We start from the raw sequence: 25767 nt of genomic DNA, 5'->3' as shown, positions 1-25767 counted from the left end.
GGCCGCGTTGGCACGGCGCATGAGTGGTGGATGAGGCGGTAACCTTCTGGGTATCAGGGCAGCACGTTTCGCGTGTCCTGGCGCAGTACCAGATCCCACATGAGTGGAGCGGTCGGATGTTCGCGCTCCTCGAGGACATGGGCGACCAGGCCGGCGCAACGTCCGATCAGTGCGAGGCCACGGCCAAACAGGGGGTCCAGCCCCATGTCGGCCAAAATGGCTCCGATGGCGCCGGCCGCGTTGAGCGGGAGTTTCGGCTTCATGTTCCCATCTGCACCCGGCTCACTTGACGCCTCCGCGAGTGCGATGGCGAAACGGCAGTGCCGGCTGAAAAATCCGTTAGCTTTGGCGGTATTGAACAATGCCGGCACGCGTGGATCGCCGTCAGCGTGGATCGGATGGCCCAGGCCGGGTAGGGCACGCCCGGCCTGTCGCGCAGTCGCCACGACCCGGCGTGCGGTCTCGTGCACTACAGGTCCCTGAGCGTCCGGCGCCAGATCTGCAGCTTCTCGCAAAAGCAGTTCGGCGATGTTCTGCACCGTGCCGAGAAAGCGTTCACCCGCGCCAAGCAGGCCGGCGGCTACCGCACCCTGCAGTGACTCGGGAGCGCCAAGCCAGGTCATGCGCGTGCTGATCGCACTGGGTGTCAGTCCGTGGTCCACCGCTGTGACGAGTAGCGTGTCGATCATGCGCGCCTCAGTCGGTTCTGGCAGCCTGCCGAGCGCAACCAGGCACAGCATCTGCACAAAATCCAGCTTGCCGATAACGTCGCGCGCGAGATCGCGGCCACGCACCGAAATTTGATCGGGCGTGGTCGTGCCGATGTCAGTGCGGATGCTTCTGCTAGCGGTACTCATGCGGACAACCCCACGGTAATACCGCCGCAGACATGCAATATCTGCCCGGTCACGAAGGATGCCCGCGTATCCAGGAAGAACTCCACGGCATGGACGATGTCGTCGGCCGTGCCCAGCCGTTTCACGGGAACGCCAGAGACGATACGCTGCGTCAACGCTTGCTGTGCCGGATTGGCCGCGCCGAACGCCGCCGTGGCGATCGGCCCGGGCGCGACCGCATTCACGGTAATGCCGTCCGCGCCCAGTTCAAGCGCCCACGTCCGAGTCATTGCGTTGAGGGCGCCCTTGGTCGCGGCGTAGGCCGTGCGCATTTCCTTGCCAAGCGCCGCACGGCTGGAAATGTTGACAATGCGACCCTGCCGAGCCGCGCGCATGGTGGGGATCACCGCTTGGGCGCATTGCAGGGCAGCGCGGGCATTAACCAGCATCTGGTTGTCAAAGTCTTCCAACCTCGTATCGTCGAGGTTGGCGGCACGCAGCGTGGCCACATTGTTGACGAGCCCACCGAACGCATGTTTGCCACAGGCATCGCGCAAGACTGCGGCGAGCTCAGCTTCACTGGCCATGTCTGCTTCGTAGAATTCCACAACGTCCTGCTGGGGCGGCGCGACGCGGTCGACGCTGACGACATGGCAGCCGCGCCTCGCCAGGGTTTGGCACAGGGCCCACCCGATACCACCAGAGCCTCCGGTAACAAGTATGGATTCGGGAATCATGATGCGAGCGTCTCCTTGGGGGAATGGACCTTGACGTTCGAACTCGTCAACTGGGCCCGGAGGGCCTGTTTAGAAACCTTGCCGTTCGCGGTCAGAGGTAGGCTGTCCAGAAAGTGGATTTGTTTGGGCGTCTGGACGGGGCCGAGCCGAGCTCTGACAATGGCCCTGAGCGTATCGGCCGACACGTCCGTGCCGGGCCTGAGTTGGACGGCGGCATGTACGGCTTCACCCCAGCGTGGATCCTCGACGCCGAAGACCGCGCACCGGCAGACGGCTGTATGCTCACCCAAGGCATTCTCGACGTCGCTCGGGTAGACGTTGAAGCCGCCGCTGATGACCATGTCTCGCAGCCGGTCCTTCAAGTAGAGAAATCCTTCCGGATCCAGGTATCCGCCATCGCCGGTATGCAGCCAGCCTTCGACGATGGTCTCAGCGGTCTTTTCTGGCTGTCGCCAGTAGCCGCTCATCAATAGTTCGCCTCGAACGACGATTTCTCCGGCCTCTCCCGGCGGCAGCAGGTTGCCGTCTGGGGCCATGATCCCAATCTCGGTCAGAGAGGTGGCGCGGCCCACAGATCCGTGGCGCATTGGATTGCGCAGGTCGGCTGCAGGCATGTAGGCAATGACCGCAGGCGCCTCGGTCTGTCCGAACGATGTCTCAAGCGTGCCGAACACCTCGATGGCCTGGGCGATGCGGTCTGCTCGCATCGGCGCGGCGGCATAGACCAGATGCCGCAGGTGCGACCAGTCCCGCTCAGCAACACCGGGTTCATCGAGCAAGTCGTAGATCAACGTGGGCGGCATGAAGGTCGCGGTGATGCGGCCACTTTCGAGTTGGTCCAGTACTGACTTCGGCCTGGTCGAACCCGCCAGGACAATCGTTCCCCCGCAGGCGAACACGGGAAGAAGGAAGGTCGACGTGCCGTGAGTGATCGATGCCACTGCGAGATAGCGCTCATCGTCCCGCAATTGCATTGCTGTCAGGATCGATACGACCGTGGCATTCCAGGCACGCAAGGACTGCATGACGCCTTTAGGGGCGCCCGTCGTACCACCAGTGAACTTGATGGCCTGGATTTCGGACAAGTCCCTTGAATGGCGTCGAGGGACACGCCCTCGCGATGCCGTCAGCATGGCCTCAATACTGTCCGGCATGGACGGGTGGGTACCGCAAACAATGCGCCGCGTGCCGGCCGGGACCGCGTAGCAACACTGCTCACGGTGGGCTTCGTCAAACACGAGAATCGACGGTGTCGTGAACTCGATGATCCTGGCCAGTTCCGGGCCCGCGCCGCGTGGATTGAGTGGCACCCAGGTTTTGCCTGCCGCCAGGGTCGCCAGTAGGGCGATTACGTGCGGGACGCTGTTGCCGGCACAGATGGCCACCCGTGAACCGGGCGCCGGGTCGATGTCCTGGAAGGCGGTGGCTAGCGCAGACACTTGCCGGGCTAGTTCGCCGTAAGTGACTGAGACATCGTCTGCTTCCAGGGCGATACGCTGGGGAAACGAGTTTGCGGTTCTCAGAAGGAAGTCAATCGGCTGCATAAGTACTCCGGTTTGAAGATTGGCCGACACGATTGCCGCACGACACGAGGCTAGAGATCTCATTCCGGCCGCGCTCCCGACACTTTGACGATCCGGGCCCATCTGACCATCTCGTCGTCCACGAAACGAGCGAACTCCGTGGGGCTCATGGCCTGTGTGTCAGCGCCCATTTCGACAAAGCGCTTTCGCATCGTGTCGCTAGTCACGGCTTTCCTCACGGCGTCATTCAGGCGATCTACGACATCAGGCGGTGTGTTTGCCGGCACGAAGAGGCCGCTCCAATTGCTGACGCTGTAGCCCGGGACACCGGCTTCCGCGAGGGTAGGCACATCGGGCAACGCGGGTAAGCGACGTGCCGAAGTGACCGCAAGGGGTCGCACCAGTCCTTTGGCGATCAGAGGAAGCGAAGACGGCACGTTGTCAAACATCAGGTGGACGCGGCCGCCCATGAGGTCCGTGAGGGCCGCAGACGCGCCGCGGTAGGGCACGTGTGTAAAGCGTGTGCCGGTCGTCGCCTGGAACAGTTCACCGGACATATGAATGCTGCTGCCATTGCCCGACGAGCCCATCATCAACTGGCCAGGCCGGCTTTTTGCCAGCGCAATTAGCTCCTTGACCGTACGGGCTGGCACGTCGGGATGGACAACGAGTACGTTGGCGCCGGAAGAGACCAACGCCACCGGCTGGAAGTCCTTGCGAGGTGAGTACGGCAGGTTGCTGTACAGGCTGGGATTGATGCCGTGCGTGCCGATCGTGCCGAGCAGCACGGTGTAGCCGTCGGCGGCCGCATTGGCGACAGCTCCGGCTGCGATATTGCCGCCGGCCCCTGCGCGGTTGTCCACCACAAATGGCTGGCCGAGCGATTGCATCAATTGCTGGGCCAGCAGGCGGCCGAACACATCAGCCGTACCGCCGGGCGGGAAGGGGACGACGAGGCGGACCGGTCGGGACGGATAGGTCTGCGCCGGGGTCGGCGTGGCAAGCATTGAAATGACTGTTGCTGCGAGCAGGCCTGGCAGCAGTCGGTACAGCAAGCAGGGTCTCCGGTGCGGGACGCCTCGATGAGCGATTTTTTGCATGTTTCGGAAAACGTTTTCCGTTAAGAAATGACAGAAAAAATGGCGTGGTGGTAAATTAACAGTCGGAAAAACTGGCGTCCAACTGTGGAACGTTTTCATTAGGGAAGACCATGACGCAACGCGTATCTGTGAGGGATGTTGCTGAGGCTGCGGGCGTTTCGATCGGCAGCGTGTCACGCGTGCTGAACGGGACAGGCTATGCGAGCGCAAAATTGCGGGCTCGCGTGCTGGCCGCGGTGGAAACACTCGGCTACGCTCCGAGCTTCGCCGCCCGGCATCTGCGTACCGGACGCAGCCGCACGGTGGGATACCTAGTCTCAAACATCCGCAACCCGCTGCTGGCCGCGCACTTCAGCGAGGTGGAGCGTCACATGCAGGACGCCGGGTATTCGCTGGTTGTCGGGAATACGCTGGATCAGCCGCACCGGGATCGCGAGCTGGTCTCGCTCTTCGAGACGCGTCGGCTAGAGGGAATCATTGCCGCGCCCAGCGTGGAAAGTGAGTCGCCCGCGGAATTCCTGTTCAGTTCGTGCGAGCTGCCTGTCGTAATCCTGGATCGGGAAACCCCCGTACCAATGGATGCGGTCATGCTCGACCATCGCGCCGGCGTCCGGCAGTCAGTGGATTACCTGGTCTCACTGGGGCACCGTCGCATCGCGCTGTTTGGCCCTGGCGAGCACATCCGCCCTGGCCGCGAAAAGCTGTTGGGATACCAGGACGGCCTGGCGGCCGCCAGCATTGCCTATGATCCTGGACTGGTGTTCATGTCGCGTTCCGCAGTGGATTCGTCCCGCGTGCAGATGAGTGCCATGCTGGCCCTGGACCAACCGCCGACTGCCATTATTGCGCTTGGCACTCGCCTGCTTTCAGGCGCTGTCTATGCAGCGCGCAGGGCTGGTTTAGATATTCCACGCGACCTCTCGGTTATCGGAATTGGTACACCGGAGACCCTTGAGCTAATGTACCCACCGCTGACCACACTGCGCTTCAATATTGAAGCGGCTGCGGAAGTCGCAGCGCGACTGATGCTCGATCGTCTTGAAGGCATCACCGAATCTCTGCCAAGAAGCGTCAGCGTGCCGCTGGATTTGGTATTGGGGGAATCATGTGCGATGCGAGACTCGCGTATTGCGGCGCCTGCATGAGCGTGGTGAAAGCCGACGACATCTAACCGCTTGGCCTAATCCACATTCCGTTGGAACGACTATCGCATTGCTTCCATCCTGACCGGCCACCTGGGATCAAGGGAGCGTAGTCAAGGGTGGTTGGTCGCAGCCGGTAGGGGCTCTTGATGAGCTAGGGATTTCCGGCCGCCGCAGCCAGATGCGACTGAACGACCCGATTCAGCCCTTCGGCCCAATGCGACTTCAATGGCGGCTTCCGCGGTACAACGGGCCCCTACGCTTCCGGGATCTCGATAGTCCCTTCAAGATACCGAACAGCCCGACCAGAGATATACACCCGGTCGTCTTGTACCCTTCGCAACCCCCTCCGACGTCTGGTATTGAACGCTTACGAACTGCCGACAATAGGTGTGTTTGCGGGGCTGACGCGTAGCGATGCGTGCCCCGGGGCGGGGCGGTCGACTTTAGCAGGGCTATCCTGACCGACAAAATCCTGCCTTCACATTCTTCCAAATTTGATCATCGGATAACCACGAAATAGGAGTTCATGACATGACCGTGTGGCATTATGAAAAAAACGGCGAGCGCCTCGGCCCCGTATCCGAGACCGACATCGTGAGGCTTGTCGGAGATCGTGCGATAAACAGCCAAACGCTTGTCTGGCAGACCGGATTTCATGACTGGAAACCCCTGTCCCAGACGCCGCTTGCGATGCACCTTGGCAACGTGAGCGCGCCACCGGTCCTACCCGGCCACCGCATTAACAACGGTCTAGTGTGGACCCTGGCAATCGCGCCAATTCTTGGGCTCCTCCTACAAGGGTTTGTCGCCGGCGTCGTGTACGGCGAGTTTGTTAGCGAGAGCCAGCTCAATCGTTTTTGGTGGATCACGCTCGTACTAAATGTCGGTCTCAGCCTATTTGATGTCCGTCAGCTTAAGAAGACCGGCGCGGATGTTAACCAAATTGAGCGTTTCGCCTTTCTCGTCCCCGTGTATCTGTGGAAGCGCAAGACAGCCCTGCAACAATCCCCCGCATACTTCTGGGTTTGGATTGCAACGTTCTTCCTGTCTCTGATTATTGGCTGATGCGCAAGCTCGAAGGACCTTGATTCGAGGGCAGGAGTCGAACTCTGCGGCATGGCGACCTTCCCCGGAAATCGGCGATGAGCTCTTTTATTTGGGTTTGCAACGTTGCAAACGCCCCCAGCCGTTATCCAGTCGTTCACGCCTCCGCGTTGTGAACAAAGTAGGGCGGTACTTCCGGCCCCCACTGATACAGCGCGTCTTCCGCCGGGTAGTCACCTGCGGGCCAGGGCTGTCCGGCGGAGATGTAGTCGATGTCGGCGGAATACTCGCAGAACGAGCCCCATGGGTCGCGCACATAGTGGAAGAAGTTGGAGCCCAGGACGTGCCGGCCCATGCCCCAGCCTTCCGTATAGCCGGCCTCCGCCATCTGCGCGGCGCCCTGGCCCACCTCGTCGATGCTCGCCACGTCCCAGGCGGCGTGATGCCAGCCCCGCGCGGTGCTCCTGGCGAATGCCACGAGGTGGTGATCGCAACCGTGCGGCGCGTGCGTGAACGCAATACCGTCGCCCGACCGATCGGAGAGGCGCAGCCCCAGCGCGGACCCGTAGAACGCCAGCGCGCGCGACACGTCGGGCGTGAACAGCAGCACATGCGATAGCCGACGCGGGCGCACCGTGGTGACCTGGCTGCGCACGCGGGCGCCGCGCTGGTCCGCGCGCGCATGGATATCGCGCAACGGGCTCTTGGCACTCGGGGCGGTCTTCGGGCCGACCTTTACCTGCACAAGGTTGCCGTCGACATCGTAGAACCAGAGGCCCTCCTGCGTGGCGTGGGGCGAGTCACCGGCAAAGGCGACGCCGGCGGCAACGAGCTGCTGGCGGATCGCATCGAAATCGCCGGCGAAGCAGTGGAAGCTGAGCCACGCCAGCGCCTTGCGCTCGCCCGGCAGCAGTCGCGCCCAGATATGTTCGCCCTGTGCCAGCAGCGCCAGGCCATCGCCATCGGGCACCACGCTCAGGCCAAACGCGCGATGAAAGTGCGCGGCGCGATCCATGTCCGGCACCGTCAGCGCGTAGTGGCCAATCGAATGCACCGACGCCGGGCGAGCTTCGGCGCCGCCAGTTGAATGGGCCGACGCCGGGCGATCCCCCGCGCCACCATTCTCCGCTTGTGTTGTCATCGGTCTCCTCCCTGGCGATGGCGGTCAGGCGGCGCGCATGGCGGGGCTGGCCTCGGCGGCGCTGGCGGCAACCTCCTCGTCGGCGATTGTGTTGCGCAGCGGCGCGAAGCCCGTCACCGATACCTCGCAGACATCGCCGGGGCGCATCAGCAGCCGGGGCTGGCGGGCCCAGCCGATGCCGGACGGCGTACCGGTCACGATGACGTCGCTGGGCTCCAGCGTGATGGCTTCGCTGATCACGGCGATCAGCGTGGCGATGTCGAAGACCATCGTGTCAGTGCTGGCCGATTGCACGACCTCGCCGTTGAGGCGCGTTTCCAGCTGCAGCCCCCGGGCGCCGCGCGGCACTTCGCTGGCAGTGACCAGTTCCGGGCCGAAGGCGCCGGTGGCATCGAAGTTCTTGCCGACGGTCCATTGCGGCGTGACGAACTGGTACTCGCGCACGGACCCGTCGTTGAACAGCGCATAGCCTGCGATGCAATCCAGCGCATCTTCCTTGCGGATGTGGCGGCCCCCCTTCTTCAGCACCACGGCCAGTTCGCCCTCGTAGTCCAGCGTGTCCGACACGCGCGGGCGGACGATCGGCTGGCCGTGGCCCACCAGGCTGGTGTCATAGCGCGGAAAAATGGTGGGATACGCGGGCTGCTCGTACTGGCTTTCCCGGGTGTGGTCGGCGTAGTTCAGGCCGATGCAGAAGATCTTGGCGGGATGCTCGACGACCGGCAGGAACGTGATGTCGGCCTCATCCACCAACCGACCGCCGGGCTGCGTATTGGCGTAGGTTTCCAGGTCCACGCCGGTGCCCAGCAGGTGCTCGATCGATGCCTCGCCGAGGATGCGGATCTTGTCGCCTTCACGGGCGCCCAGGTATTTGTTGCCTTCGAAGATAAAGCGGACGTAACGCATTGGGAATTCCTGTCTCTCTGTTTGTATAGGGCGGGGGGCCATGGCCCGGAGGCATTGCGGGAAAGATTGCTGCAGCGCGCAATCGGCGCAAAAACGCGGCCCGCGCTGGCACCCCGAGGGAAGCCTACTGGCTTGGGGCGAGCATCAAAAGATGGCGTGTTTTCCCTGGCGATAGCTGCCAGGTATCAGTGGGGAAGGGCGCGGGAGTCCGAGATTTCCATCTTGTGGAATTCGGCGGATGACAGGGGATAGGCCCGACCTTAATCTGCAACGAGGAATTGGGCAGTCGCGGCATGACTGCGGTCCACGACACGCGACCCCCGATTCACGAGACAACTCACACACCAAAGCAATTGGAGAGGACACCGATGGACCACGCACTCGAGCAGATCACCGACTTCGTCGCCAGCGTACGGCCTGAAGACATCCCTGACCACGTGATCGAACACGTGACCGGCATCCTGGTGGACTCCATCGCCTGCGCGATGGCGGCGCGGGATTGCCCTGGCGCGCTCGCCGCGGCGGCGATTTCCGACCTCCCACGCGGTGCGGGCGGCACGGTCATCGGCAGCTCCGCCGTCGCCACGCTGGACATGGCGGCGTTCTGGAACACCTCGATGATTCGCTACCTCGACTACAACGACACGTTTACCGGTGGGCACCCCAGCGACATCCTGGGTGCGCTCATCGCGGTAGCCGGCTCGCGCCGGCTGCCCGGACGTACCTTGCTCGCCGGCATCGCGGTCTCCTACGAGGTGTTCCACCGCATCTCGTTGCGCCACAGGTCCTATCGCAAGGACCACGGGGCGCTGGTTGACTACCTCTCGATCGACCAGGGCTTTGCCGTTGCCATCGCGACGGCGGCCGGCATCGCGCACATGCTCGAGTACGACCGCGCCCAGACCCGCACGGCGGTGTCCCTGGCCGCGACCAACGGACTGCCATTGCGGGCGAGTCGCGCCGGCGAACTCTCGCACTACAAGGGCGTGGCGACCGCGGCGAGCACCCGGCAGGCCGTCTTCGCCTGCCAGCTTGCCGAGCACGGCCTGACCGGTCCCTCGGACCCCTTCGAGGGCCGACACGGCTTCATCGAGATCATGGAGGGCCAGGCTGGCCCGATGAACCTCGAGCCGTTCGGCGAGTGGGCCGTGCTCCGTTCCGGCCTGAAGTACTTCCCGGCGACGGCCAACTGCCAGATCGGCATCTGGGCCGCGCTGAGCCTGCGCGAGGGACTGGACCTCACGCAGGTTCGCGAGGTGGTGCTGCACACCTCGCGTTTCCTGCGGCACGAGTCCGGCAGCGAGCCGGCCAAATGGGCGCCGACGACTCGCGAGACCGCCGACCACAGCCTCCCCTACGTCGTCGCGGTCGCGCTGCTGGACGGTGGGGTGACTCTGGCGTCGTACACCGAAGAGATGTTGTCCAGCCCGACGGTGCGCGCGCTGATGCAGAAGATCAAGGTGGTGGTCGACGAGAAGATCGAGGCCGAATGGCCCGGCACGATTCAGATCCGCGCGACGGTGACGCTGGCCGACGGCACTACCCGCGAGGTGCATGCCCGCGACCCCAAGGGCACCCACCGAAGCCCGATGAACCGCGAGGACATCAAGGTCAAGTTCCGCCAGCTGGTGAAGCCGGTCCTGGGATCGGAAACGGACGCCGTCTTCAACCTTGCGTGGGCCATCGTCGACAGCGACGACTGCACCAAGGTCTTCGAACGGCTGGTGACGGAGTAACCGATGCCCCACGACCACAACCTGCCTGTCACGCGCGGCCTTGCGGAGTTCATCGCCGGGGCCGATCTCAAGGCGCTGCCCGCCGCGGCAGTCGAGGCGGCCAAGGTGGCGATGCTCGACGGCCTCGGCTGTCTGGCCGCAGGGAGTCTCGAGCCGGCACCCAGCATTGCCCGCGCGGCGCTGGGTGACCAGCCATCCGGGTCCTGCACGGTGATCGGGACGACCGTCCCGGCGAGCCCCGCGACTGCGGCCTTGCTGAACGGGATTGCGCTGCACGCGCTGGACTTTGAAGTCCAGGGCATGCCGCCGGCTCACGGGACCTCCTCGATCCTGCCCGGCGTGCTCGCCCTCTCGGAGCGTTTCGCCGTGGCACCCGACCGGGCCGTCCTGGCATACGTCGTCGGCTGGCAGGTCCAGCAACGGGTGCGGACGGCGGCGCGGGACAGCGCCTTCCGTGGCTTCCACCCGCCAGGCGTGGTTGGCCCGCTCGGCGCGGTGGCGGCATGCTCGGTGGTCCTGGGCCTGTCGGCCGAGCAGGTGGCGGGGGCGATCGGCCTGGCGGCGTCGCGTACCGGCGGGCTGTTCGCGAACAACGGCACCATGGCCAAGCCGACCCACCCCGGCAATGCCGCGCGCGCGGGGGTCGAGTCGGCCCTGCTGGCCGCCCGCGGGATGTCGGGCAACACGCGGATCCTTGAGATGCCCGGCGGGCACTTCGAGACGTTCTTCGACGACCGGTTCCGCCCCGCCGAAGTCCTCGACGGACTGGCGGACTACGCGATTATCAAGCCGGGGTTCACGATCAAGCGATACCCGGCCGAGATCTACATGCAGTGGGTCATCGAGGCCTGCCGACAGCTGCGCCACAACGCCAGGTTCGACCTGGACGCCGTGGTCGAGGTGGTCGTCGAGCCACCCGTGTTCCGTCCCACGCTCTCGCGGCCCCGGCCGGTCTCGGGCCTCGATGGCAAGTTCAGCTACGAGTACGCGGCAGCGGTCGGTCTCAGCCAGGACGAAGTGATCATCGCCAGCTTCGACGACGAGACGGCGTTCAGCGATCCGGTCCAGCGCCTGCTGCCACGGGTGCGGCTGGTCCACAACCGCGACATCCCGCAGACGCTAGACGCGATGTGGGCGCGCGTGACCCTGAGGCTGGCGGACGGCACCGAGCTGGTCGAGCGGTGCGACCGGTTCCCCGGTTGCCCGGAGCGGCCAATGAGTCGCGAGCAGCGTCACGGCAAGGTCGTCGATTGCCTGACGACGGGCGGTCTGACGGTCGACGAGGCGCATCGCCTGATCGAGCAGGTCGAGCGTCTCGAGACCCTGTCGTCATGGGACCCGATTCTGAGACTGCTCTCCCGCGTCGGTCATCCCGATCCCCGGCCGCGCGACCTTGCCGCGGCGAGCATGTAGTAGCCCGGTTGGGGTCAACACAAGCCGCCCGGCAGGCTGCCACGAAGTCGATAAAAACACTGGAGACACCATGAAATTATTCCGACCCTTCGTCCTCGCGCTGGCCTGTCTGGCCGGCGGTGTCGCGGTGGCGCAAGACTACCCGGCCAAACCGATCCGCTTGTTGATCCCGGCGGCACCCGGTGGCGGCGTGGACTCGGCTGGCCGCATCCTCGCCACCCGCTTGTCCGCGACGCTGGGCAAGCCTGTGGTGCCGGAGAATCGCGCCGGCGCCGGGACCATGATCGCTTCCGAAATGCTTGCCCAGTCGCCGCCGGACGGCTACACGATCCTTCTGGCGACCAGCAGCCACACCGTCAACGCGGCGCTGCGCAAAAGCCTGCGATTCGATCCGATCGGCGACTTCGCCGCGGTGTCCCAGGTCGGCTACACGCCCGATTTCCTGGTGGTCAATCCACGGTCCGGAATCAAGTCGGTGGCGGACCTGGTGGCAGCCGCGAAGAGGACGCCCGGCAAGATGACCTTCGGCTCGTCCGGTCCTGCCACGCTTTCGCAACTGGAGCCCGAACTGCTCAAGAAAGCGGCCGGCATCGACATCCTGCATGTGCCCTACAAAGGCGGCGTGCCGGCTGTCACGGCGCTGATGGGCAACGAGGTCGACATGCTGTTCCTGGGCACGGTGGCCCTCGCGCCCTTTGTGAAGGCGGGCAAGCTGCGGCCGATCGCGGTCACCGGCAAGACGCGCTCGCCGCTGTTCCCGGACGTGCCGACGATGGCCGAGTCGGGCTTTCCGGACTGGGACACGGGCACCTGGTATGGCGTGGTGGTGCCGGCCAGGACACCGCCGGCCATCGTCGCCACCCTCAACAAGCAGATCCATGATGCGCTCAAGCTGCCGGACGTCCGGGACAAGCTGGCGGCCACCGGCATCGAGCCGACGGCAACGACGGCCGATCAGTTCTACTCGCTCATGAAGACGGACATCGCGCGCTGGAAGAAGGTGGCGGAGACGTTGCCTCAGCTGAAGGTCGACGAGTAATGGCGGCCGAGACACGCGACATGACCATGAGCCTGATTGAATCGAGCGTGACCGGCGGCATCGGCACCCTGAACAACCCGGTGGAGTTCCAATGAGTGTTGCCCGTCCGGCTTCCTTCCTCGTCCATGTCTCCTCGTCCGAGAGCCGGGAGATCCACGCGTTCCTGCTGGACGCGCAAACCGGCAGCCTCGAATTGATCGAGGTGGTCGCGGTGCCAGGCTCCGGCGCGCCCACTCGCGGCAACATCCCGCTGACCTGGGGCGGCGATAACAAGGTGCTGTATGCCCAGGTCCGTACGGAGCCGTTTCCGCTGTCCGCATTCGCCTTCGACCCCGCCTCCGGCAGGCTGCGGCTGCTCGAATCCATCGACCTGCCTGCGCCGATGGCCTACCTCTCGGTCACCCGCGACGGCAGGTTCCTGCTAGGTGCTTCATACGATGGCGCGCTGCTGACCGTCAACCGCATCGAGGCAGACGGCTGCCTCTCCACCCCGTGTCAGCAGACGTTGCCAACACCGCCCAAGCCGCACTGCATCATCGAGGCGCCCTTTGGCGGATTCGTCTACGCCACGTCGGTCGATGGCGAGACCATTCTCGTTTATCGCCTGGACGAGGCATCGGGGCGGCTTGAGGCGGCGCCGCCGGCCGCCATCCCGACGCGCCCGGGTTCCGGCCCGCGCCATATGGTGTTCCATCCGACGCTGGACAGGCTGTATTGCGTCAACGAGCATGCCGGTTCGCTGGCCGCCTACAGCGTCGACCGCGCGTCCGGCGCGCTGCAGGAACTGCAGTACGAGTCACTCGTGCCGCCGGATTTTTCCGATCGCGCGATGGGGGCCGACATCCACCTCACGCCGGACGGGGCGTTCGTCTATGCGAGCGTCCGCAAGACCCACGCGATCGCCGCGTTCCGCATCGACCCCGGGACCGGCCTGATGTCGCACGCGGGCACGTTCGAGGTCGAGGCCTATCCACGCGGCTTCGCAATCGAGCCGACTGGGCGGTTCCTGCTGTGTGCGGGGCAGGAGAGCAACCGGGTCGCGGTCTATGCGATTCACCCTGACACCGGCGGCCTCTCCCTGGTGGGGCGTCATGCCGTGGGCAAACGGCCGAGCTGGATCGAGATCGCTCCGGCGCCTGCGATCACCGCGTAAACCGGCGCGGAACTCCAAAAAAGGCCGCCATCCCCCTTTGCGGGGAATGGAGGGGCATGGCGGCCAGGGCTGCTTCGTGACGCGGGCTCAGGCCGCCATGGCGGGCACCGGCGCGCCGCTGGCGGGCATCGCGTACAGCAGTGGCGCCATCGCGGCTTCGATACGCGCCATCTGGGTGGCGTCGACCATCTCCCCGAGCAACTTGCGGAAGCGCGGTTCCAGCACGCCGGACACGATGTAGGTCCAGCGATACGCCTTGAGCACGGCGGCTTCCACTTCCATGGCGCGCGGCGCATCCTGCGTGCCACGGATGACGCGCATGAAGTAGGCGGTATCGGCCTTGGCCCGGCCTTGCAGGATCTCGTCCACACCGCCCACCAGGGCGATCAGGTCGTCCACGGCGGCGTCGCGTTCCATCGCGCTGACCTTGGCGTTCTCGCGGATCCATTCCAGTTCGTCGACGATCGCGTGTTGCGACTCCTCGCGCCAGTGGAACAGGAACACGTCCTTGAATAGCTCGGACAGGTCCGGCGCCGTGCCGATGCTCGCGCGATAGTGCGCCTGCGTGAACAACTCCAGATGGCAGGTCAGCGCCAGCACGGCCCAGGTGCGCTTGCTCAGCACGAACGCGGCCACGTCGTTCGGCTGCACGTCGAAGTGATAGCCGTCGGGCATGCCGTACGCGGCCAGGCGTTCGATGCGGCGGAACAGTTCCTGGTGCTTCAGTTCCTCGTCGGAAAACCGCACCAGCGCTTCCAGCGCGACCTGGTCGCCAAACCAGTGATCGCGGCTGAGCTCCAGCACCTTGGCGCCTATGAAGCGCTCCACCAGGCCGAACATGTTGGCGTAGGTGCGGCCCTGCACCTGGCTAAGAAATCGTTGCTCCGACGGGGTCAGGAAAGGTAGCTCGTCGACCAGCGACAACCCGTCCGGCAGGAACTTGTGACCCAGATCGAAACTGCGATCGCGGATGACGTCACGGTCAATATCCCAGCGGATCCGCTTGGAGGCGGCGATACAGCGGGCATAGCGTTGCGTGTCGGCGTGCATGGATACGGCTTGCATTGCGGAACTCCTGTCTGATGAATGGCGTCCCGTGCTACGTCGATATGTCGATAGGTCGCGATATGTCGATGGGACGTGCCGGGATCATTCCAGCGATTGCGCGCGCAAGCCTGAGGCGGGAGTCCCGGAAATCGCCGGTTATGGCGTCCCAGGCGTGCCGATAGCCGGGACAGCAGTCCCGTTGTGCGGAGAACGGGCATCCGGCATCGTGGTGACTGGGGACGCTCGCATGCGATGCGGCCTCGCGACCCCGCGATGACCTGCGGTGCTACGCCGAATGCCATCGCGGCAGGGCGGCCGCCCACCCGCAAAAGTCCCGTTGGTACTAACCCGTACGGACTGCCAAACCGGGACAGTCGTCCCACGTTCCTGAGTCCCTCATACCCGCCACCCGGTCCGGAACCGGGACACACGCCTCATGTCGCGCCCGCTCGCGATGCCGACAATGGACCCCTCAATCTTGTCATGGGACCGCTCCGGCGATCCCCTCGCCAACGAGCGCCTCCACGGGCTCATCAACGAGACGGCCAACGAGCTCATCCAACGAGCCCACCAACGAGGAGCGTGTGTCATGTGCCAGCCGCAGCAACCGTCTCAGCCGATCACCGTCGATGGTCAACACGTTCGCGTGCTGCGCCGCCGACTGGTGCATGCCGGCGTGGCGCTGCTGCTGTGCCTGGCGCTGTGTCGCACGCACGCCATCTGGTATGCGTGGCTTGCCGCCATGCGTGACCTGCAGCCCGACGATGGCGCCCCTGCGCGCGATATCGGCCGTGCGGTGTCGCTGGCGCGCGGACTGCGCTGCCGTCACGAGATCAGCACCGACGGCTGGCTGGCCGTCCTGCGGCTCGCCTGTCAGGACCTGCTGACCCGTCTGGCGAACGCCATCCGGCACGCCAGCCTGCGGCCTCGCATGCATTCCAGCATGGCGACCCAGCTGGTGCCGTTGCTGCCGCTGGCGGTGTTGCTCGACTGGCTGCGCTGACGGTAGCCCGGCAGTTCGGGCAGCTCGCGCAGTTCCGGTAGTCCGGCCAGCGCAGGCAGTCCGGGCCACGCGGGTAGCGCAGGCAGCGCAGATAGCGCAGATAGGCGGACCGGTCCTGCCAGGCCGGCAACATCGATACGAATCCAGGAAGTCGTGCGCGACGCCGTGGCCATGGATGGGATGGCTGGGGAGGCGCGGACGGGCCGGGCACGGCCAAGGCGATCCCGTGCCGCCCTCCACCTTGAACGAGATCGCCTGTACCGAGGCCATGCTGTGGCGGCCAAGCCGCCCTGTCCTCTGCTGGAGTTGGAGTTTGAGATGCGTACGAATCTTGCCAAAACCCTGCTTACCGCTTCCGCACTGGCCGTCGGCCTGTGCCAGCTGGCTGTCGCCGGCACCGGGAGCGAAGCACACAATTCCCAAGTCGCACCGGCGCACACCGGCTCGCGCGACCCCTTTACCGACGGCGCCCGTGCCATGCCGTCAGAGGCCGCTCTGCTGGCAGTCTCCGTGCAGACGGGACGCGTCGTGTGCAAGCAGGGCAGCTTTGATCCGTACCAGGACGGGTTGCGCTCGGGGCGCGTCGATCCCTATACGGACGGTGCGCGCATGGGGCCGCGCGACGCCTTCAGCGATGGGGGCAACCGCGTCAGTTCGCGTGACGCCTTCAGTGACGGCGGCAACCGGGTCGGTCCGCGAGACGGCTACAGCGATGGCTATCACGGCGCCGGCAGCAACTGTCCGTCGCGGCATGCGTAAGGGGTGAATCGGACGCCCGGTTCGCGGTTGGGGCCGGGCACGCAGCGACACGTCGTCGCTTCCACGAAAAAGGCGCCTTCGGTGGTGTTCCTCATGCGGCGCGCGCGATACGCGCCACGTCTGGCCTTCCGCACTTTGCGGGGCCGGGTGGCCTATGTATTGCCATCGCGCCGGGGCTCGTTGACTAAGATAGGGGAGTCGCCCGGTTCGACCGGACGCGGTGAGCCTATGCCCCGGCACACCGCATCGGCCGTACCCTGCCCCGCGCGCGACCCCACCATGCCGATGCTGAAGCAGCAGATTCGCCTTTGTACCAGCCGTGACCGCGTGCGCCTGGCGTACGCGGTCACGGGTGGCGGGCCGCCGCTGGTGAAAGCCGCCAACTGGATGAGCCATCTGGAGTTCGACGTCGGCAGTCCGGTCTGGAGCCACATGCTGTGCGCGCTGTCGGAAAACCACACGCTGGTGCGCTACGACGAACGCGGCTGCGGCCTGTCCGACCGCCATGTCGAGGACCTGTCTTTCGAGGCATGGCTGCGCGACCTGGAGACCATCGTCGATGCCACTGGTGTCGATCATTTTCCGTTGCTCGGTATCTCGCAAGGCGCCTCGATCGCGGTGGCCTATGCCGTGGCGCACCCCGAGCGCGTCAGTCACCTGATCCTGCACGGCGGCTACGCACGCGGCCGGCTCAAGCGCAATCTCGGCCCGGAGATGCGCGAAGAGGCCGAGCTGATGGCGCGGCTTGCGGAACTGGGCTGGGGGCAGGAGAACCCCGCGTTTCGCCAGTTTTTCACCACGCAGTTCATTCCCGGCGGCACGGCGGAGCAGCACCGCTGGTTCAACGAGCTCGAACGCGTGTCCACGTCGCCCGCCAATGCGGCGCGCTTCATGCGCATCTTCAACGATATCGACGTGGTGGAGCTGCTGCCGCAGGTCACCTGTCCGACGCTGGTGCTGCATGCGGTGCGCGATGCACGCGTGCCGTTCGACGAGGGGCGCCTGATCGCCAGCATGATCCCGAATGCGCGCTTCGTGCCGCTGGAGAGCGGCAACCACCTGCTGCTGGAGACGGAGCCGGCCTGGGACCGCTGGCTGGAAGAGATCCGCGCCTTCCTGCCCGCGCCTGCGCCAAGCGCCGATCCGGCGTTTACCACGCTCACGCGCCGGGAGCGGGACATCGTCTTGCTGATCGCGCAGGGGCGCGACAACGCGCAGATTGCCGCGCACCTTGGGCTGTGTGAGAAGACGGTGCGAAACCACATCACCAGCATTTTTTCCAAGCTCGAAGTGGAAAACCGCTCGCAGGCCATCGTGCTGGCGCGCGAGGCCGGGTTCGACCGGCCGCGCGTCTAGCACCGGCCCGCAAGCCGCAAGACGCCGGCCCGCATCGCCGCGGTGCCCGGCCCAACAACAACACCAAAGGAGACACGCATCATGACATCGACCCCCGCTACGCCCGCCGCCGGCAATACCCCGGTTGACCTCGTCGCCCTCAAGGGCCGCCAGCAAGCGGCATGGGCCAGCGGCGACTACGCCGTGATCGGCACCACGCTGCAGATCGTCGGCGAGCAACTGGCCGAGGCCTGCGACCTGCGATGGGACGAGCGCGTGCTGGACGTGGCCGCCGGCAATGGCAATGCCACGCTGGCTGCGGCGCGCCGTGGCTGCATGGTGACGTCGACGGACTACGTGGGCGCGTTGCTGGAGCGCGGCGCGCAGCGTGCACAGGCCGAGGGCCTGAACGTGACGTTCCAGGAGGCCGATGCCGAGGCGCTGCCGTTCGGCGATGGCACCTTCGACGCGGTGCTGTCCACCTTCGGCGTGATGTTCGCGCCGGACCAGACGAAGGCGGCTGCGGAGATGGCGCGCGTGTGCCGCTCCGGCGGGCGTATCGGCATGGCCAACTGGACGCCGCAAGGCTTTATCGGGCAGTTGTTCAAGACACTCGGCGCGTACGTGCCGCCGCCTGCCGGCGTCTTGCCGCCGTCGCGCTGGGGCGTGGAGGAACATCTCCACGCGATGTTCGACCCCCACGGCGTGGACATCGCGGTGACGGCGCGGGAGTTCAATTTCCGCTATCGCTCGGCCGCGCATTTCATCGAGGTCTTCCGTACGTGGTACGGGCCGGTGCACAAGGCATTCGGCGCGTTGCCGGCTGACCGGGCGTCGGCATTGGAGGCCGATCTCACCACGTTGCTGAACGGCCTGAATCGTGGCGGAGACAAGTCGCTGGTGGTGCCGAGTGAATACCTGGAGGTGGTGGTGCGCAAGCACTGAAGCGCCAGCCGGAAAAATTATCAATCGCATGCGCTGAACTTTACGATCCCACGGCGGGCGCGTGGTCAAAGACAGGCAGCCTGCGACAGGCACGTGACTTCCATACCGCCACGCTCCTGGCCAGCGGGCGAGTGCTGGTGGCCGGCGGTATCGAGTCCACCGACTTATTCGTGAGCGAGTTGTACGACCCCGCGACGGGAAACTGGTCCCAGGTCGGGAGTCTTGAGCAAATGCGCGAGCAACACACGGCAACGTTGCCGGCAGACGGCAGGGTCCTGGTAGCGGGTGGGATTGGACGCGGAGTCTTGTCCTACACAGAATTGTTTCACTAGCTTGTGAAGGCGCTAAGGTCGCTGGCCGGCTCGGATCCGAGACCGTTCCATAGAGCGACTTAAACTGGCGGGCAAGCGACCGAAAGCTGAATTCGTCTCGAGGAGGGCGAAATCATGGGAAAACTCTTCTTAATGTCGTTCAAGGATTTTGTCGCTAACAAGCTGAAAATAGGCTCCTTGTTTCTCGGCCTATTCATCGCTCTCATACTTTCACTACAAGGGTGCTCCACGACGCCTGGACGCTTGCCAGCAGTCCCACGCGAAGTAACAAGTAATGCTGAAATTCCTGGCATGCCTGGTGTACGCTACGCCGCAGGAGCAGATGCCCCAGAACTGACGAAGGCGGCTTTTGACTCTTTGAAGAGGGAAAGGGATTATCTGGCACAGCAGGGGCGAACTGGCCCGATGCCACCTGCGGTATTTCTAGCGATTTCAGGTGGTGGTGACAACGGTGCATTTGCTGCGGGCTTGCTGAATGCATGGACTGAGACGGGAACAAGACCGGAGTTCAAGCTTGTCACCGGCATAAGCACCGGTGCGCTTATCGCGCCTTTCGTGTTTCTCGGACCAAAGTACGATTCGACGCTGAAGCAGGTATACACGACTATTTCCTCGAAGGACGTCCTCGAACAGCGTAGCTTTCTGGGAGGCGTGCTAAGCGACGCGATGGCTGATAACCGACCGCTGCTGACGCTGACCCGAAAATTCGTGACTGAGGACCTACTCAAGGAGATCGCTGCCGAGTATGCGAAGGGCCGCATGCTGTTGGTTGCCACGACCGATCTTGACGCACGCCGCGGCATCATCTGGGACATGGGCAAGATTGCGACCTACGGCGGTCCCAAAGCATTGGACCTGTTTATAAAAGTCCTGGTCGCCTCCACGTCGATTCCAGGCGCCTTTCCTCCGATGATGATTAACGTGGAAGTCAATGGCACCCCCTACCAGGAAATGCACGTTGATGGTGGCGTGGTGGCGCAGGTATTCGCCTACCCGGCGACCCTCCGTCTAGGAGAGGAGGCTGTTTCGGTAGGCGTCCGCCGCGAACGCAAACTTTACATTATTCGCAACGCTCGACTCGACGCGGACTGGATGCAGGTGGAGCGCTCTACGATGGGCATTGCCTCTCGCGCGGTCGCATCGATGATCCAAAGCCAAGGCATCGGAGATCTTTACCGCATCTATGCGACTGCGAATCGCGATGGCGTTGACTACAACCTTGCCTTCATCCCCGCGAGCTTTAATGCTCCGCACAAAGAAGAGTTCGATACCGAATATATGCGTGCACTCTACGATGCCGCCTATAAGATGGCATTGAAGGGGTACCCGTGGGCTAAGGTACCGCCCGGGTTTGCTTTGCCGCGCGCTGCGGCGACCAAGAAGTAGCGCATGGACGGACGGCATTGCTTGGCACGCTCCGCCTCTCGATCCAACGATCGGTCCTATTCAAGTCGCGGCCTAGCTGCTTAGTAGGCTTCGGTGTGTTGCATCGACCGGTTGAATCCGCAAGGCGGAGCTGTCATCGTTCCTCGCGGGATTTTCGACAGGTGTCCCTCGCTGTGCCGATGTCCCGCGCGGCGCCTGGACAGTTTTACAGGTCGGCGCCGCTGCTCCATCTCTGCACACCGTATGGTTTGTGGGACTAATACAAGTATTCGACTGGCGATACGACTTCTGCGAACAGAAGTGAGGCCGGGAACAAGAGCGTATCCAAGTTGTTTCCCCTAAGCCCTGAGAACAAGCTCATTGATTTTTTTCCCTCGTAGCGAGAGTCAATGAGGCTTGTAGCTGAACTTCTGGCCGCCGATGCTCGCCTCGTACATCAAGCCGCCCTTGGTCACTGTAAATGTTGCCATGCCCTTGTGATAGCCACCCGCGGTCTTGGCGTCTTTCTTGCCGGCGCTCGCGCGTGCAGAAGTGCCTGTCGTGCTTGTCTGTGCGCCCGCAGCCGCCGTAATCGCAACCGCAGAGGCATCTGCGCCGAACTCAAAGTTACCACCGGTAAATTCCTTGAGCGCCCGTTCATCTTTGAACACGATCATCTCGCTATAGGCTTCGCCGCCAAGCTGCAGGCCCACGGTCACCTGGGTCATCGATGTGTCGCCGATATACTTTCCCTTTTCGTACACACGGCCCTTGCCATGGGCCCCTCCTATGCCGACAGCTCCCTTGCCAATTGTAGGAAATACCGCGTAGCCGTAAGCAGATTTGAGGAGCTGGCCACTTTCTCCTGCATTTTTGAAGAGTTTGATCGTGTCGGTATACTCATCCGCCCAGGCAGAAGAAATCGGTAACATCAGCGACAAGACTGCGAGAATCGATATCAGACGTTTAAGCATGATTTTTTCTCCATCGTGGTTGAAAATCATCGTGTACAGCACTACCGCGTCACACTTCTGCCCACTTCTTTTCGATTTTTCTGCTGCGACAAGAACAGTTAGAGTCGAAGCGCGAGAGCTTGTTGTAGCTCGATTTCAGAATAGACGAGATGCGTTCCGGCTCAGGGAATCTTACGATCGAGTAGTAATGCAGTTCGCCCGGAAGCGGGTGCTGCGCGAGCGCGCGAGCCACGCCTTGTGGGTCGCCAGTCTTAGGCTCTGCACGGCGCCACCATCGCCCGATCTGCAGGTCGCGCGGAACATATTGCAGCAGTACGGCTTGGTACGGCTCGGCGTAGTTGGCAAGAGGTGAACCGCCAATCGCCGGCGGCACTCAGCACCGCCGCCACCCGTTTTCGGATTTCCGGATAGGGACCCGCGCTTCGAGGATGTCGGGAGCTTGTTGAATAGCTGATCACTACGACGCCCTGCGCGCGCTTAGGTGCGGAGATGGTCATGATCGCGCCGCGAATCTGTCGCGCGCTGTTGGTGGAATTCGACAGCCCATGGACATGGATGAGGGGTGCGTCGAAGCCAAGATGGGCGGCGTCTCTTCCAAGGGCCTCATCCTGCGAGTTTGCCTTCGACAGCCCGCCGCAAGGCTGCGACCGTCTCTAGCCGACCCGCATTGCCTATGACCGCTCACGAGTGAAAGCAGCCATGCACCCGGCTACGCCACTACAGCTTGGCAACTTGGCCGTGGCAGGAGGAGTTTTTGATGGTGTGACCTTTATTCAATAATTTTGAATAACTATGACAGCGATCCGCCACTTTCTCCGGGATGGTGGTCGCTATAGTTCTGCACATGGACGGCGCAACAACAGCAGAAAGCCAGATAGAGCGCCGGAGGCGCCGTCCGATAACACCTCAAACTTATTGAACCAACTTTTATACCGGAGAGCACCATGTCGAACGCCAAGCTGCAAGTCCTGACCCCGCGCAACAGCCAGCTCATCATCATCGACCACCAGCCCCAGATGGCCTTCGGCGTGCAGTCGATGGACCGCCAGACCATGAAGAACAACGTCGTGGGCCTGGCCAAGGCGGCAAAGGTCTTCGACGTGCCGACCACGATCACCACGGTGGAAAGCGAATCGTTCTCCGGCTACACCTACCCTGAACTGCTCGACGTCTTCCCGGGCAAGCAGACGCTGGAACGCACTTCGATGAACTCCTGGGACGACCAGAAGGTGCGCGATGCACTGGCCGCCAACGGCCGCAAGAAGATCGTTGTCGCCGGCCTGTGGACCGAGGTCTGCAACACGACCTTCGCACTGAGCGCGATGCTCGAAGGCGACTACGAGATCTACATGGTGGCCGACGCCTCGGGCGGCACCACCAAGGAAGCGCATGACTACGCGATGCAACGCATGGTCCAGGCCGGTGTGGTGCCGGTGACCTGGCAGCAGGTCATGCTCGAATGGCAGCGCGACTGGAAGAACCGCGAGACGTATGACGAAGTGATGGCCGTGGCCAAGGAACACTCGGGCGCCTACGGCATGGGCATCGACTACGCCTACACGATGATGCACAAGGCAGCCCAGCGCACCCAGACTCCGCACCAATCGATCGCTCCGGTGCATGCACCGGTGACTGAGTACTGATATCCACGGTCGGTGGCGCGGCATTGGGAGCCGGGCCACCTGAATAAGCGCAGGCGAAGGGCGGCAACCGCTATGACACGCAATCACAAACTCGGCCGTAAGTTGGAAATGGCCGCCGTCGCCTTCGCGACGGGATTTTCATCTCACGGGCACACCTCGTCGTCCCTCGGTGTACTGGCTGGAACGCTGGCGGTTTGCGCCTTGGTCGCACGAAGCGCGTTCAACAAGCGCTCGCCGACGGCAGGCCTGGTGTTGCTCCCCCGGACATGACGATCAACGTCGCGGTGCGCGTTCAAAAGAGAAATCAATCATGACCAGGCAGTTTCCGACCTTCGTCGATTCGTTCGCCCAACTTGGGCTACCCACCGACGAAGCCGCCATTGGCGAGTTTATCGCCGCACACTAACCTTTACCGCGCTGCATCGAGTTGTGTGAGGCGACTGGTCAAGGAGCGGCGTGTTTGTCTGCTGTGTTGCATGGCCGGTTGAATCCGCACCCAGTGGTGCCCGGCTTGTGGTGCCGGCCCGGTGAGCGCGCGATCTGTCTCGGGGAGGTCACTCTATTTCGCGGGGGAGAAGCGCGAGTACTCGTGGGGTGGGCAAGTAGCCGGCCTTATTCGAATCCGGTTGAATCGCTCGCGTCGGGGCCCCGTGGCGAATGGCTGCACGATGTGCCGCGTTGTGACGCTTACAGACCGCGCCTGACCCAGCAGGCGTTCAGATCCTTCACTCCTTGCCCAGAATGGCAAGGTTGCGCGCCCTGACGACCTCTCTTGTACCTGCCGTGGCGCCGTCGCCCAGCTCGAATCGTACGTCACGCAGGCCAAGCGTGCGCGCCCCTACGCGCACGCTCACCGGTTCGATGGGGTGCCCGGTGCTGTCCTCGACCATCCGGATCGGCGTCTGGTGCCCACACCATTCGTCGCCCCACTGCATCAGGGCGACCAGGACAGGATAAAGAGCCTCCCCCTTCTCTGTGAGCCGATACTCGCCGCGCCGCTCGCTGCCCTCGGCCAGCACCTTCACCAGCACACCGTGCTCGATCAGGCGGTTGAGCCGCGCGGTCAGCACGTTGCGCGCAATACCCAGCTTGTGTTGGAAATCGTCGAAGCGCGTCGTACCCATCATGCATTCCCGCACGATGAGCAGGCTCCACCATTCGCCGACCTGCTCGAGCGCGCCCGCCACCGAGCAGTTCATGCCTTCGAAAGTTTTTCGGTACATGTCGTCATGCTAGATGAAAGAGTTGCGTCATGCAACTTAATGGGCTATTGTAAGTTTCATCATGAAACTTACTGGCACCCAACGCGTACCTAGATGGCCCGCATGTGCCGCAAAAGGACTTCCAAATGGATAAACGTCTGATAGTTCTGGCCAGCGGCATGTTTGCCATCGGAACGGACAGCTTCGTGGTAGCTGGCGTGCTATCCCAGGTTTCGGCGTCGCTGGGCGTGTCGGTGGCGCTGGCCGGGCAAATGGTCACGCTCTATGCGATGAGCTACGCGCTGCTTTCGCCAGTCATCGCGGCGGCCGCGGCCCATTGGCCGCGCAAACGGCTGTTGCTGGCCGGGCTTGCCGTGTTCGTGCTGGGCAACGTGTTGACGGCGGTGGCGCCAAGCATCGGCCTCGTCCTGGCCAGCCGTCTGATCGCTGGCTTGGGGGCCGCAATGTTCAGCCCGACAGCGACGGCCACCGGTGCGTCGCTAGTGCCTCCCGAACAGCGGGGCCGCGCGCTTGCTATCGTGGTCGCCGGGCTGTCCAGTGCCACTGCGCTGGGCGCGCCGCTGGGCACCTTCATCGGCGGCTGGCTCGACTGGCGCGCGACGATGTGGTTTGTCGCGGCGGTTGGCACGTTGGCCGCGATGGGAGTGGCCTGGCGCCTGCGTGATATCCCGACGCCGCCGCCGGTCACCCTCGCGCGTCGGCTCGCGCCGCTGGGCGATGCTCGGGTGCTGCTGACGCTGCTGACGACATTGCTCGCCTACTCGGGTCTTTTCCTGGTCTACACGTACATCGGATCGAGCTTCGACCGGGCGACGGGCGGTGACGCGCGCGTCCTGGCCGGCCTCCTGCTGCTCTGGGGCGTGGCGGCTACGGTCGGCAACCTGGCCGCCGGGCGAATGACCGACCGTTTTGGAAGTCGCCGCATTATCAATGCCGCGATCGCCATCGTTGCGCTCGATTTCGCGCTATTGCCCTGGACCTCAGCGTCGCTTGTCACCGCCGTTCCCGCGCTTGTTATCTGGGGCTTGTGCGGTTGGGGGTTGCTCGTTCCGCAACAGCACCGGCTGATCAGCATCACGCCCGCTGCCGCGCCGCTGCTCCTGGGACTGAACTCGGCCGCGATCTATGTCGGCGTGTCGATGTCGGGCCTGCTTGGCGGTGCCGCCATCACCTGGATCGATCCCCACGCGCTGGGTCTCGTCGGCGCAGTGTCCATCGCGGTCGCGCTGCTGGTGGCCGAGTGGGCGCAGGCACGCATCGCCCGTCCCGAAGATCTGGCCGCCGGCACGGTCGCCGCGCCGCAGAACACGGCGCGCTGATTGGCTGCGCGTGGTGCAGCAGGTTTTCTCGAAGTTCATGAATGATCGA

The 25767-nt window shown here is 63.9% G+C and carries 25 protein-coding genes; 15 read left to right on the top strand and 10 right to left on the bottom strand.

The window, feature by feature from the left end; translation table 11 throughout:
* Positions 1 to 53 precede the first annotated feature (53 nt).
* The 4 genes from BLR29_RS30155 to BLR29_RS30140 are packed head-to-tail and all read right to left on the bottom strand — an operon-like array spanning position 54 to position 4151.
* Positions 54 to 857 carry a citryl-CoA lyase gene (locus tag BLR29_RS30155; protein WP_092143295.1) on the bottom strand — a complete coding sequence of 268 codons (804 nt, stop codon included), beginning with the start codon at positions 855 to 857 and terminating at the stop codon, positions 54 to 56.
* A complete protein-coding gene (locus tag BLR29_RS30150) occupies positions 854 to 1573 on the bottom strand; it encodes an SDR family oxidoreductase (RefSeq protein WP_092143292.1) in 720 nt (239 codons plus the stop codon). The genes BLR29_RS30155 and BLR29_RS30150 overlap by 4 nt, the downstream gene beginning before the upstream one ends.
* Complete coding sequence (locus BLR29_RS30145) at positions 1570 to 3117, bottom strand: class I adenylate-forming enzyme family protein (RefSeq protein ID WP_092143289.1); 1548 nt, start codon at positions 3115 to 3117, stop codon at positions 1570 to 1572. The genes BLR29_RS30150 and BLR29_RS30145 overlap by 4 nt, the downstream gene beginning before the upstream one ends.
* Before the next feature lie 59 nt (positions 3118 to 3176).
* Positions 3177 to 4151, bottom strand: coding sequence for a Bug family tripartite tricarboxylate transporter substrate binding protein (locus BLR29_RS30140; RefSeq protein ID WP_092143286.1), 975 nt, complete (start codon positions 4149 to 4151; stop codon positions 3177 to 3179).
* A gap of 155 nt (positions 4152 to 4306) precedes the next feature.
* Between BLR29_RS30140 and BLR29_RS30135 the strand changes: the two genes are divergently transcribed.
* Both BLR29_RS30135 and BLR29_RS30130 read left to right on the top strand, forming a co-directional pair.
* Positions 4307 to 5341, top strand: coding sequence for a LacI family DNA-binding transcriptional regulator (locus BLR29_RS30135; protein ID WP_092143283.1), 1035 nt, complete (start codon positions 4307 to 4309; stop codon positions 5339 to 5341).
* Between the two features lie 531 nt (positions 5342 to 5872).
* Complete coding sequence (locus tag BLR29_RS30130) at positions 5873 to 6406, top strand: DUF4339 domain-containing protein (protein WP_092143280.1); 534 nt, start codon at positions 5873 to 5875, stop codon at positions 6404 to 6406.
* A 136-nt stretch (positions 6407 to 6542) separates the two neighbouring features.
* Here the strand turns inward: BLR29_RS30130 and BLR29_RS30125 are convergent, their stop codons facing one another.
* Together BLR29_RS30125 and BLR29_RS30120 are read right to left on the bottom strand one after the other, a co-directional pair.
* Positions 6543 to 7526 (bottom strand): VOC family protein, encoded by a 984-nt coding sequence (locus tag BLR29_RS30125; RefSeq protein ID WP_092143277.1) that lies wholly within the window; start codon positions 7524 to 7526, stop codon positions 6543 to 6545.
* A 24-nt stretch (positions 7527 to 7550) separates the two neighbouring features.
* A complete protein-coding gene (locus BLR29_RS30120) occupies positions 7551 to 8432 on the bottom strand; it encodes a fumarylacetoacetate hydrolase family protein (protein WP_092143274.1) in 882 nt (293 codons plus the stop codon).
* 368 nt (positions 8433 to 8800) lie between these two features.
* Here BLR29_RS30120 and BLR29_RS30115 point away from each other — a divergent pair, with 368 nt between their 5' ends.
* The 4 genes from BLR29_RS30115 (at position 8801) to BLR29_RS30100 (ending at position 13773) form a co-directional block, all read left to right on the top strand.
* On the top strand, positions 8801 to 10168 hold the full coding sequence (locus BLR29_RS30115; protein ID WP_176861102.1) for an MmgE/PrpD family protein: 1368 nt from the start codon (positions 8801 to 8803) through the stop codon (positions 10166 to 10168).
* Between the two features lie 3 nt (positions 10169 to 10171).
* Complete coding sequence (locus BLR29_RS30110; RefSeq protein WP_092143268.1) at positions 10172 to 11581, top strand: MmgE/PrpD family protein; 1410 nt, start codon at positions 10172 to 10174, stop codon at positions 11579 to 11581.
* Positions 11582 to 11651: 70 nt separating this feature from the next.
* Positions 11652 to 12620, top strand: coding sequence for a Bug family tripartite tricarboxylate transporter substrate binding protein (locus BLR29_RS30105; protein WP_092143265.1), 969 nt, complete (start codon positions 11652 to 11654; stop codon positions 12618 to 12620).
* 91 nt (positions 12621 to 12711) lie between these two features.
* A complete protein-coding gene (locus BLR29_RS30100) occupies positions 12712 to 13773 on the top strand; it encodes a lactonase family protein (RefSeq protein WP_092143262.1) in 1062 nt (353 codons plus the stop codon).
* Positions 13774 to 13860: 87 nt separating this feature from the next.
* On the opposite strand, the gene BLR29_RS30095 is transcribed toward BLR29_RS30100, so the two are convergent.
* Positions 13861 to 14838, bottom strand: coding sequence for a hypothetical protein (locus BLR29_RS30095; RefSeq protein WP_092143259.1), 978 nt, complete (start codon positions 14836 to 14838; stop codon positions 13861 to 13863).
* Positions 14839 to 15409: 571 nt separating this feature from the next.
* Between BLR29_RS30095 and BLR29_RS30090 the strand changes: the two genes are divergently transcribed.
* From BLR29_RS30090 to BLR29_RS30065, 6 genes are all read left to right on the top strand, one after another.
* On the top strand, positions 15410 to 15823 hold the full coding sequence (locus BLR29_RS30090) for a hypothetical protein (protein WP_092143256.1): 414 nt from the start codon (positions 15410 to 15412) through the stop codon (positions 15821 to 15823).
* A 318-nt stretch (positions 15824 to 16141) separates the two neighbouring features.
* Positions 16142 to 16582 carry a hypothetical protein gene (locus BLR29_RS30085; protein ID WP_255371517.1) on the top strand — a complete coding sequence of 147 codons (441 nt, stop codon included), beginning with the start codon at positions 16142 to 16144 and terminating at the stop codon, positions 16580 to 16582.
* A gap of 228 nt (positions 16583 to 16810) precedes the next feature.
* Positions 16811 to 17938 (top strand): alpha/beta fold hydrolase, encoded by a 1128-nt coding sequence (locus BLR29_RS30080; RefSeq protein ID WP_092143253.1) that lies wholly within the window; start codon positions 16811 to 16813, stop codon positions 17936 to 17938.
* Between the two features lie 81 nt (positions 17939 to 18019).
* Positions 18020 to 18862: a class I SAM-dependent methyltransferase gene (locus tag BLR29_RS30075; RefSeq protein ID WP_092143250.1), complete on the top strand. Its 843-nt coding sequence runs from the start codon at positions 18020 to 18022 to the stop codon at positions 18860 to 18862.
* Positions 18832 to 19194: a Kelch repeat-containing protein gene (locus tag BLR29_RS30070; RefSeq protein WP_369804739.1), complete on the top strand. Its 363-nt coding sequence runs from the start codon at positions 18832 to 18834 to the stop codon at positions 19192 to 19194. The genes BLR29_RS30075 and BLR29_RS30070 overlap by 31 nt, the downstream gene beginning before the upstream one ends.
* 114 nt (positions 19195 to 19308) lie before the next feature.
* Positions 19309 to 20580 carry a patatin-like phospholipase family protein gene (locus BLR29_RS30065; RefSeq protein ID WP_176861101.1) on the top strand — a complete coding sequence of 424 codons (1272 nt, stop codon included), beginning with the start codon at positions 19309 to 19311 and terminating at the stop codon, positions 20578 to 20580.
* 386 nt (positions 20581 to 20966) lie between these two features.
* Here BLR29_RS30065 and BLR29_RS30060 read toward each other — a convergent pair whose 3' ends face one another.
* Both BLR29_RS30060 and BLR29_RS30055 read right to left on the bottom strand, forming a co-directional pair.
* Entirely contained in the window at positions 20967 to 21533 is a 567-nt protein-coding gene (locus BLR29_RS30060; protein WP_092143244.1) for a lipid-binding SYLF domain-containing protein, read from the bottom strand.
* Positions 21534 to 21582: 49 nt separating this feature from the next.
* Complete coding sequence (locus tag BLR29_RS30055) at positions 21583 to 21906, bottom strand: hypothetical protein (protein ID WP_176861100.1); 324 nt, start codon at positions 21904 to 21906, stop codon at positions 21583 to 21585.
* Positions 21907 to 22477: 571 nt separating this feature from the next.
* Here BLR29_RS30055 and BLR29_RS30050 point away from each other — a divergent pair.
* Positions 22478 to 23176, top strand: a complete 699-nt coding sequence (locus BLR29_RS30050) for a hydrolase (RefSeq protein WP_092143241.1) — start codon at positions 22478 to 22480, stop codon at positions 23174 to 23176.
* 310 nt (positions 23177 to 23486) lie between these two features.
* Complete coding sequence (locus BLR29_RS32215; protein WP_143018559.1) at positions 23487 to 23582, top strand: DUF2789 family protein; 96 nt, start codon at positions 23487 to 23489, stop codon at positions 23580 to 23582.
* A 319-nt stretch (positions 23583 to 23901) separates the two neighbouring features.
* Here the strand turns inward: BLR29_RS32215 and BLR29_RS30045 are convergent, their stop codons facing one another.
* Entirely contained in the window at positions 23902 to 24399 is a 498-nt protein-coding gene (locus BLR29_RS30045) for a winged helix-turn-helix transcriptional regulator (protein WP_176861099.1), read from the bottom strand.
* A 125-nt stretch (positions 24400 to 24524) separates the two neighbouring features.
* Here BLR29_RS30045 and BLR29_RS30040 point away from each other — a divergent pair, with 125 nt between their 5' ends.
* Positions 24525 to 25718 carry an MFS transporter gene (locus tag BLR29_RS30040; protein ID WP_092143235.1) on the top strand — a complete coding sequence of 398 codons (1194 nt, stop codon included), beginning with the start codon at positions 24525 to 24527 and terminating at the stop codon, positions 25716 to 25718.
* Positions 25719 to 25767: the final 49 nt, after the last annotated feature.

Origin of the sequence: Cupriavidus sp. YR651 (assembly GCF_900101625.1) — a bacterium.
Lineage (GTDB): Bacteria > Pseudomonadota > Gammaproteobacteria > Burkholderiales > Burkholderiaceae > Cupriavidus.
This window is presented reverse-complemented; position numbering and strand designations above follow the sequence as displayed.

Bases quoted from the DNA above. Each gene is read 5' to 3' on its own strand.
- BLR29_RS30120 (WP_092143274.1), bottom strand. From the start codon at position 8,432: ATGCGTTACGTCCGCTTTATCTTCGAAGGCAACAAATACCTGGGCGCC.
- BLR29_RS30130 (WP_092143280.1), top strand. From the start codon at position 5,873: ATGACCGTGTGGCATTATGAAAAAAACGGCGAGCGCCTCGGCCCCGTA.
- BLR29_RS30040 (WP_092143235.1), top strand. From the start codon at position 24,525: ATGGATAAACGTCTGATAGTTCTGGCCAGCGGCATGTTTGCCATCGGA.
- BLR29_RS30080 (WP_092143253.1), top strand. From the start codon at position 16,811: ATGCCCCGGCACACCGCATCGGCCGTACCCTGCCCCGCGCGCGACCCC.
- BLR29_RS30105 (WP_092143265.1), top strand. From the start codon at position 11,652: ATGAAATTATTCCGACCCTTCGTCCTCGCGCTGGCCTGTCTGGCCGGC.
- BLR29_RS30110 (WP_092143268.1), top strand. From the start codon at position 10,172: ATGCCCCACGACCACAACCTGCCTGTCACGCGCGGCCTTGCGGAGTTC.
- BLR29_RS32215 (WP_143018559.1), top strand. From the start codon at position 23,487: ATGACCAGGCAGTTTCCGACCTTCGTCGATTCGTTCGCCCAACTTGGG.
- BLR29_RS30100 (WP_092143262.1), top strand. From the start codon at position 12,712: ATGAGTGTTGCCCGTCCGGCTTCCTTCCTCGTCCATGTCTCCTCGTCC.
- BLR29_RS30125 (WP_092143277.1), bottom strand. From the start codon at position 7,526: ATGACAACACAAGCGGAGAATGGTGGCGCGGGGGATCGCCCGGCGTCG.
- BLR29_RS30060 (WP_092143244.1), bottom strand. From the start codon at position 21,533: ATGCTTAAACGTCTGATATCGATTCTCGCAGTCTTGTCGCTGATGTTA.
- BLR29_RS30085 (WP_255371517.1), top strand. From the start codon at position 16,142: ATGCGTACGAATCTTGCCAAAACCCTGCTTACCGCTTCCGCACTGGCC.
- BLR29_RS30135 (WP_092143283.1), top strand. From the start codon at position 4,307: ATGACGCAACGCGTATCTGTGAGGGATGTTGCTGAGGCTGCGGGCGTT.
- BLR29_RS30045 (WP_176861099.1), bottom strand. From the start codon at position 24,399: ATGTACCGAAAAACTTTCGAAGGCATGAACTGCTCGGTGGCGGGCGCG.
- BLR29_RS30095 (WP_092143259.1), bottom strand. From the start codon at position 14,838: ATGCAAGCCGTATCCATGCACGCCGACACGCAACGCTATGCCCGCTGT.
- BLR29_RS30115 (WP_176861102.1), top strand. From the start codon at position 8,801: ATGGACCACGCACTCGAGCAGATCACCGACTTCGTCGCCAGCGTACGG.
- BLR29_RS30050 (WP_092143241.1), top strand. From the start codon at position 22,478: ATGTCGAACGCCAAGCTGCAAGTCCTGACCCCGCGCAACAGCCAGCTC.
- BLR29_RS30075 (WP_092143250.1), top strand. From the start codon at position 18,020: ATGACATCGACCCCCGCTACGCCCGCCGCCGGCAATACCCCGGTTGAC.
- BLR29_RS30090 (WP_092143256.1), top strand. From the start codon at position 15,410: ATGTGCCAGCCGCAGCAACCGTCTCAGCCGATCACCGTCGATGGTCAA.
- BLR29_RS30155 (WP_092143295.1), bottom strand. From the start codon at position 857: ATGAGTACCGCTAGCAGAAGCATCCGCACTGACATCGGCACGACCACG.
- BLR29_RS30065 (WP_176861101.1), top strand. From the start codon at position 19,309: ATGGGAAAACTCTTCTTAATGTCGTTCAAGGATTTTGTCGCTAACAAG.
- BLR29_RS30150 (WP_092143292.1), bottom strand. From the start codon at position 1,573: ATGATTCCCGAATCCATACTTGTTACCGGAGGCTCTGGTGGTATCGGG.
- BLR29_RS30145 (WP_092143289.1), bottom strand. From the start codon at position 3,117: ATGCAGCCGATTGACTTCCTTCTGAGAACCGCAAACTCGTTTCCCCAG.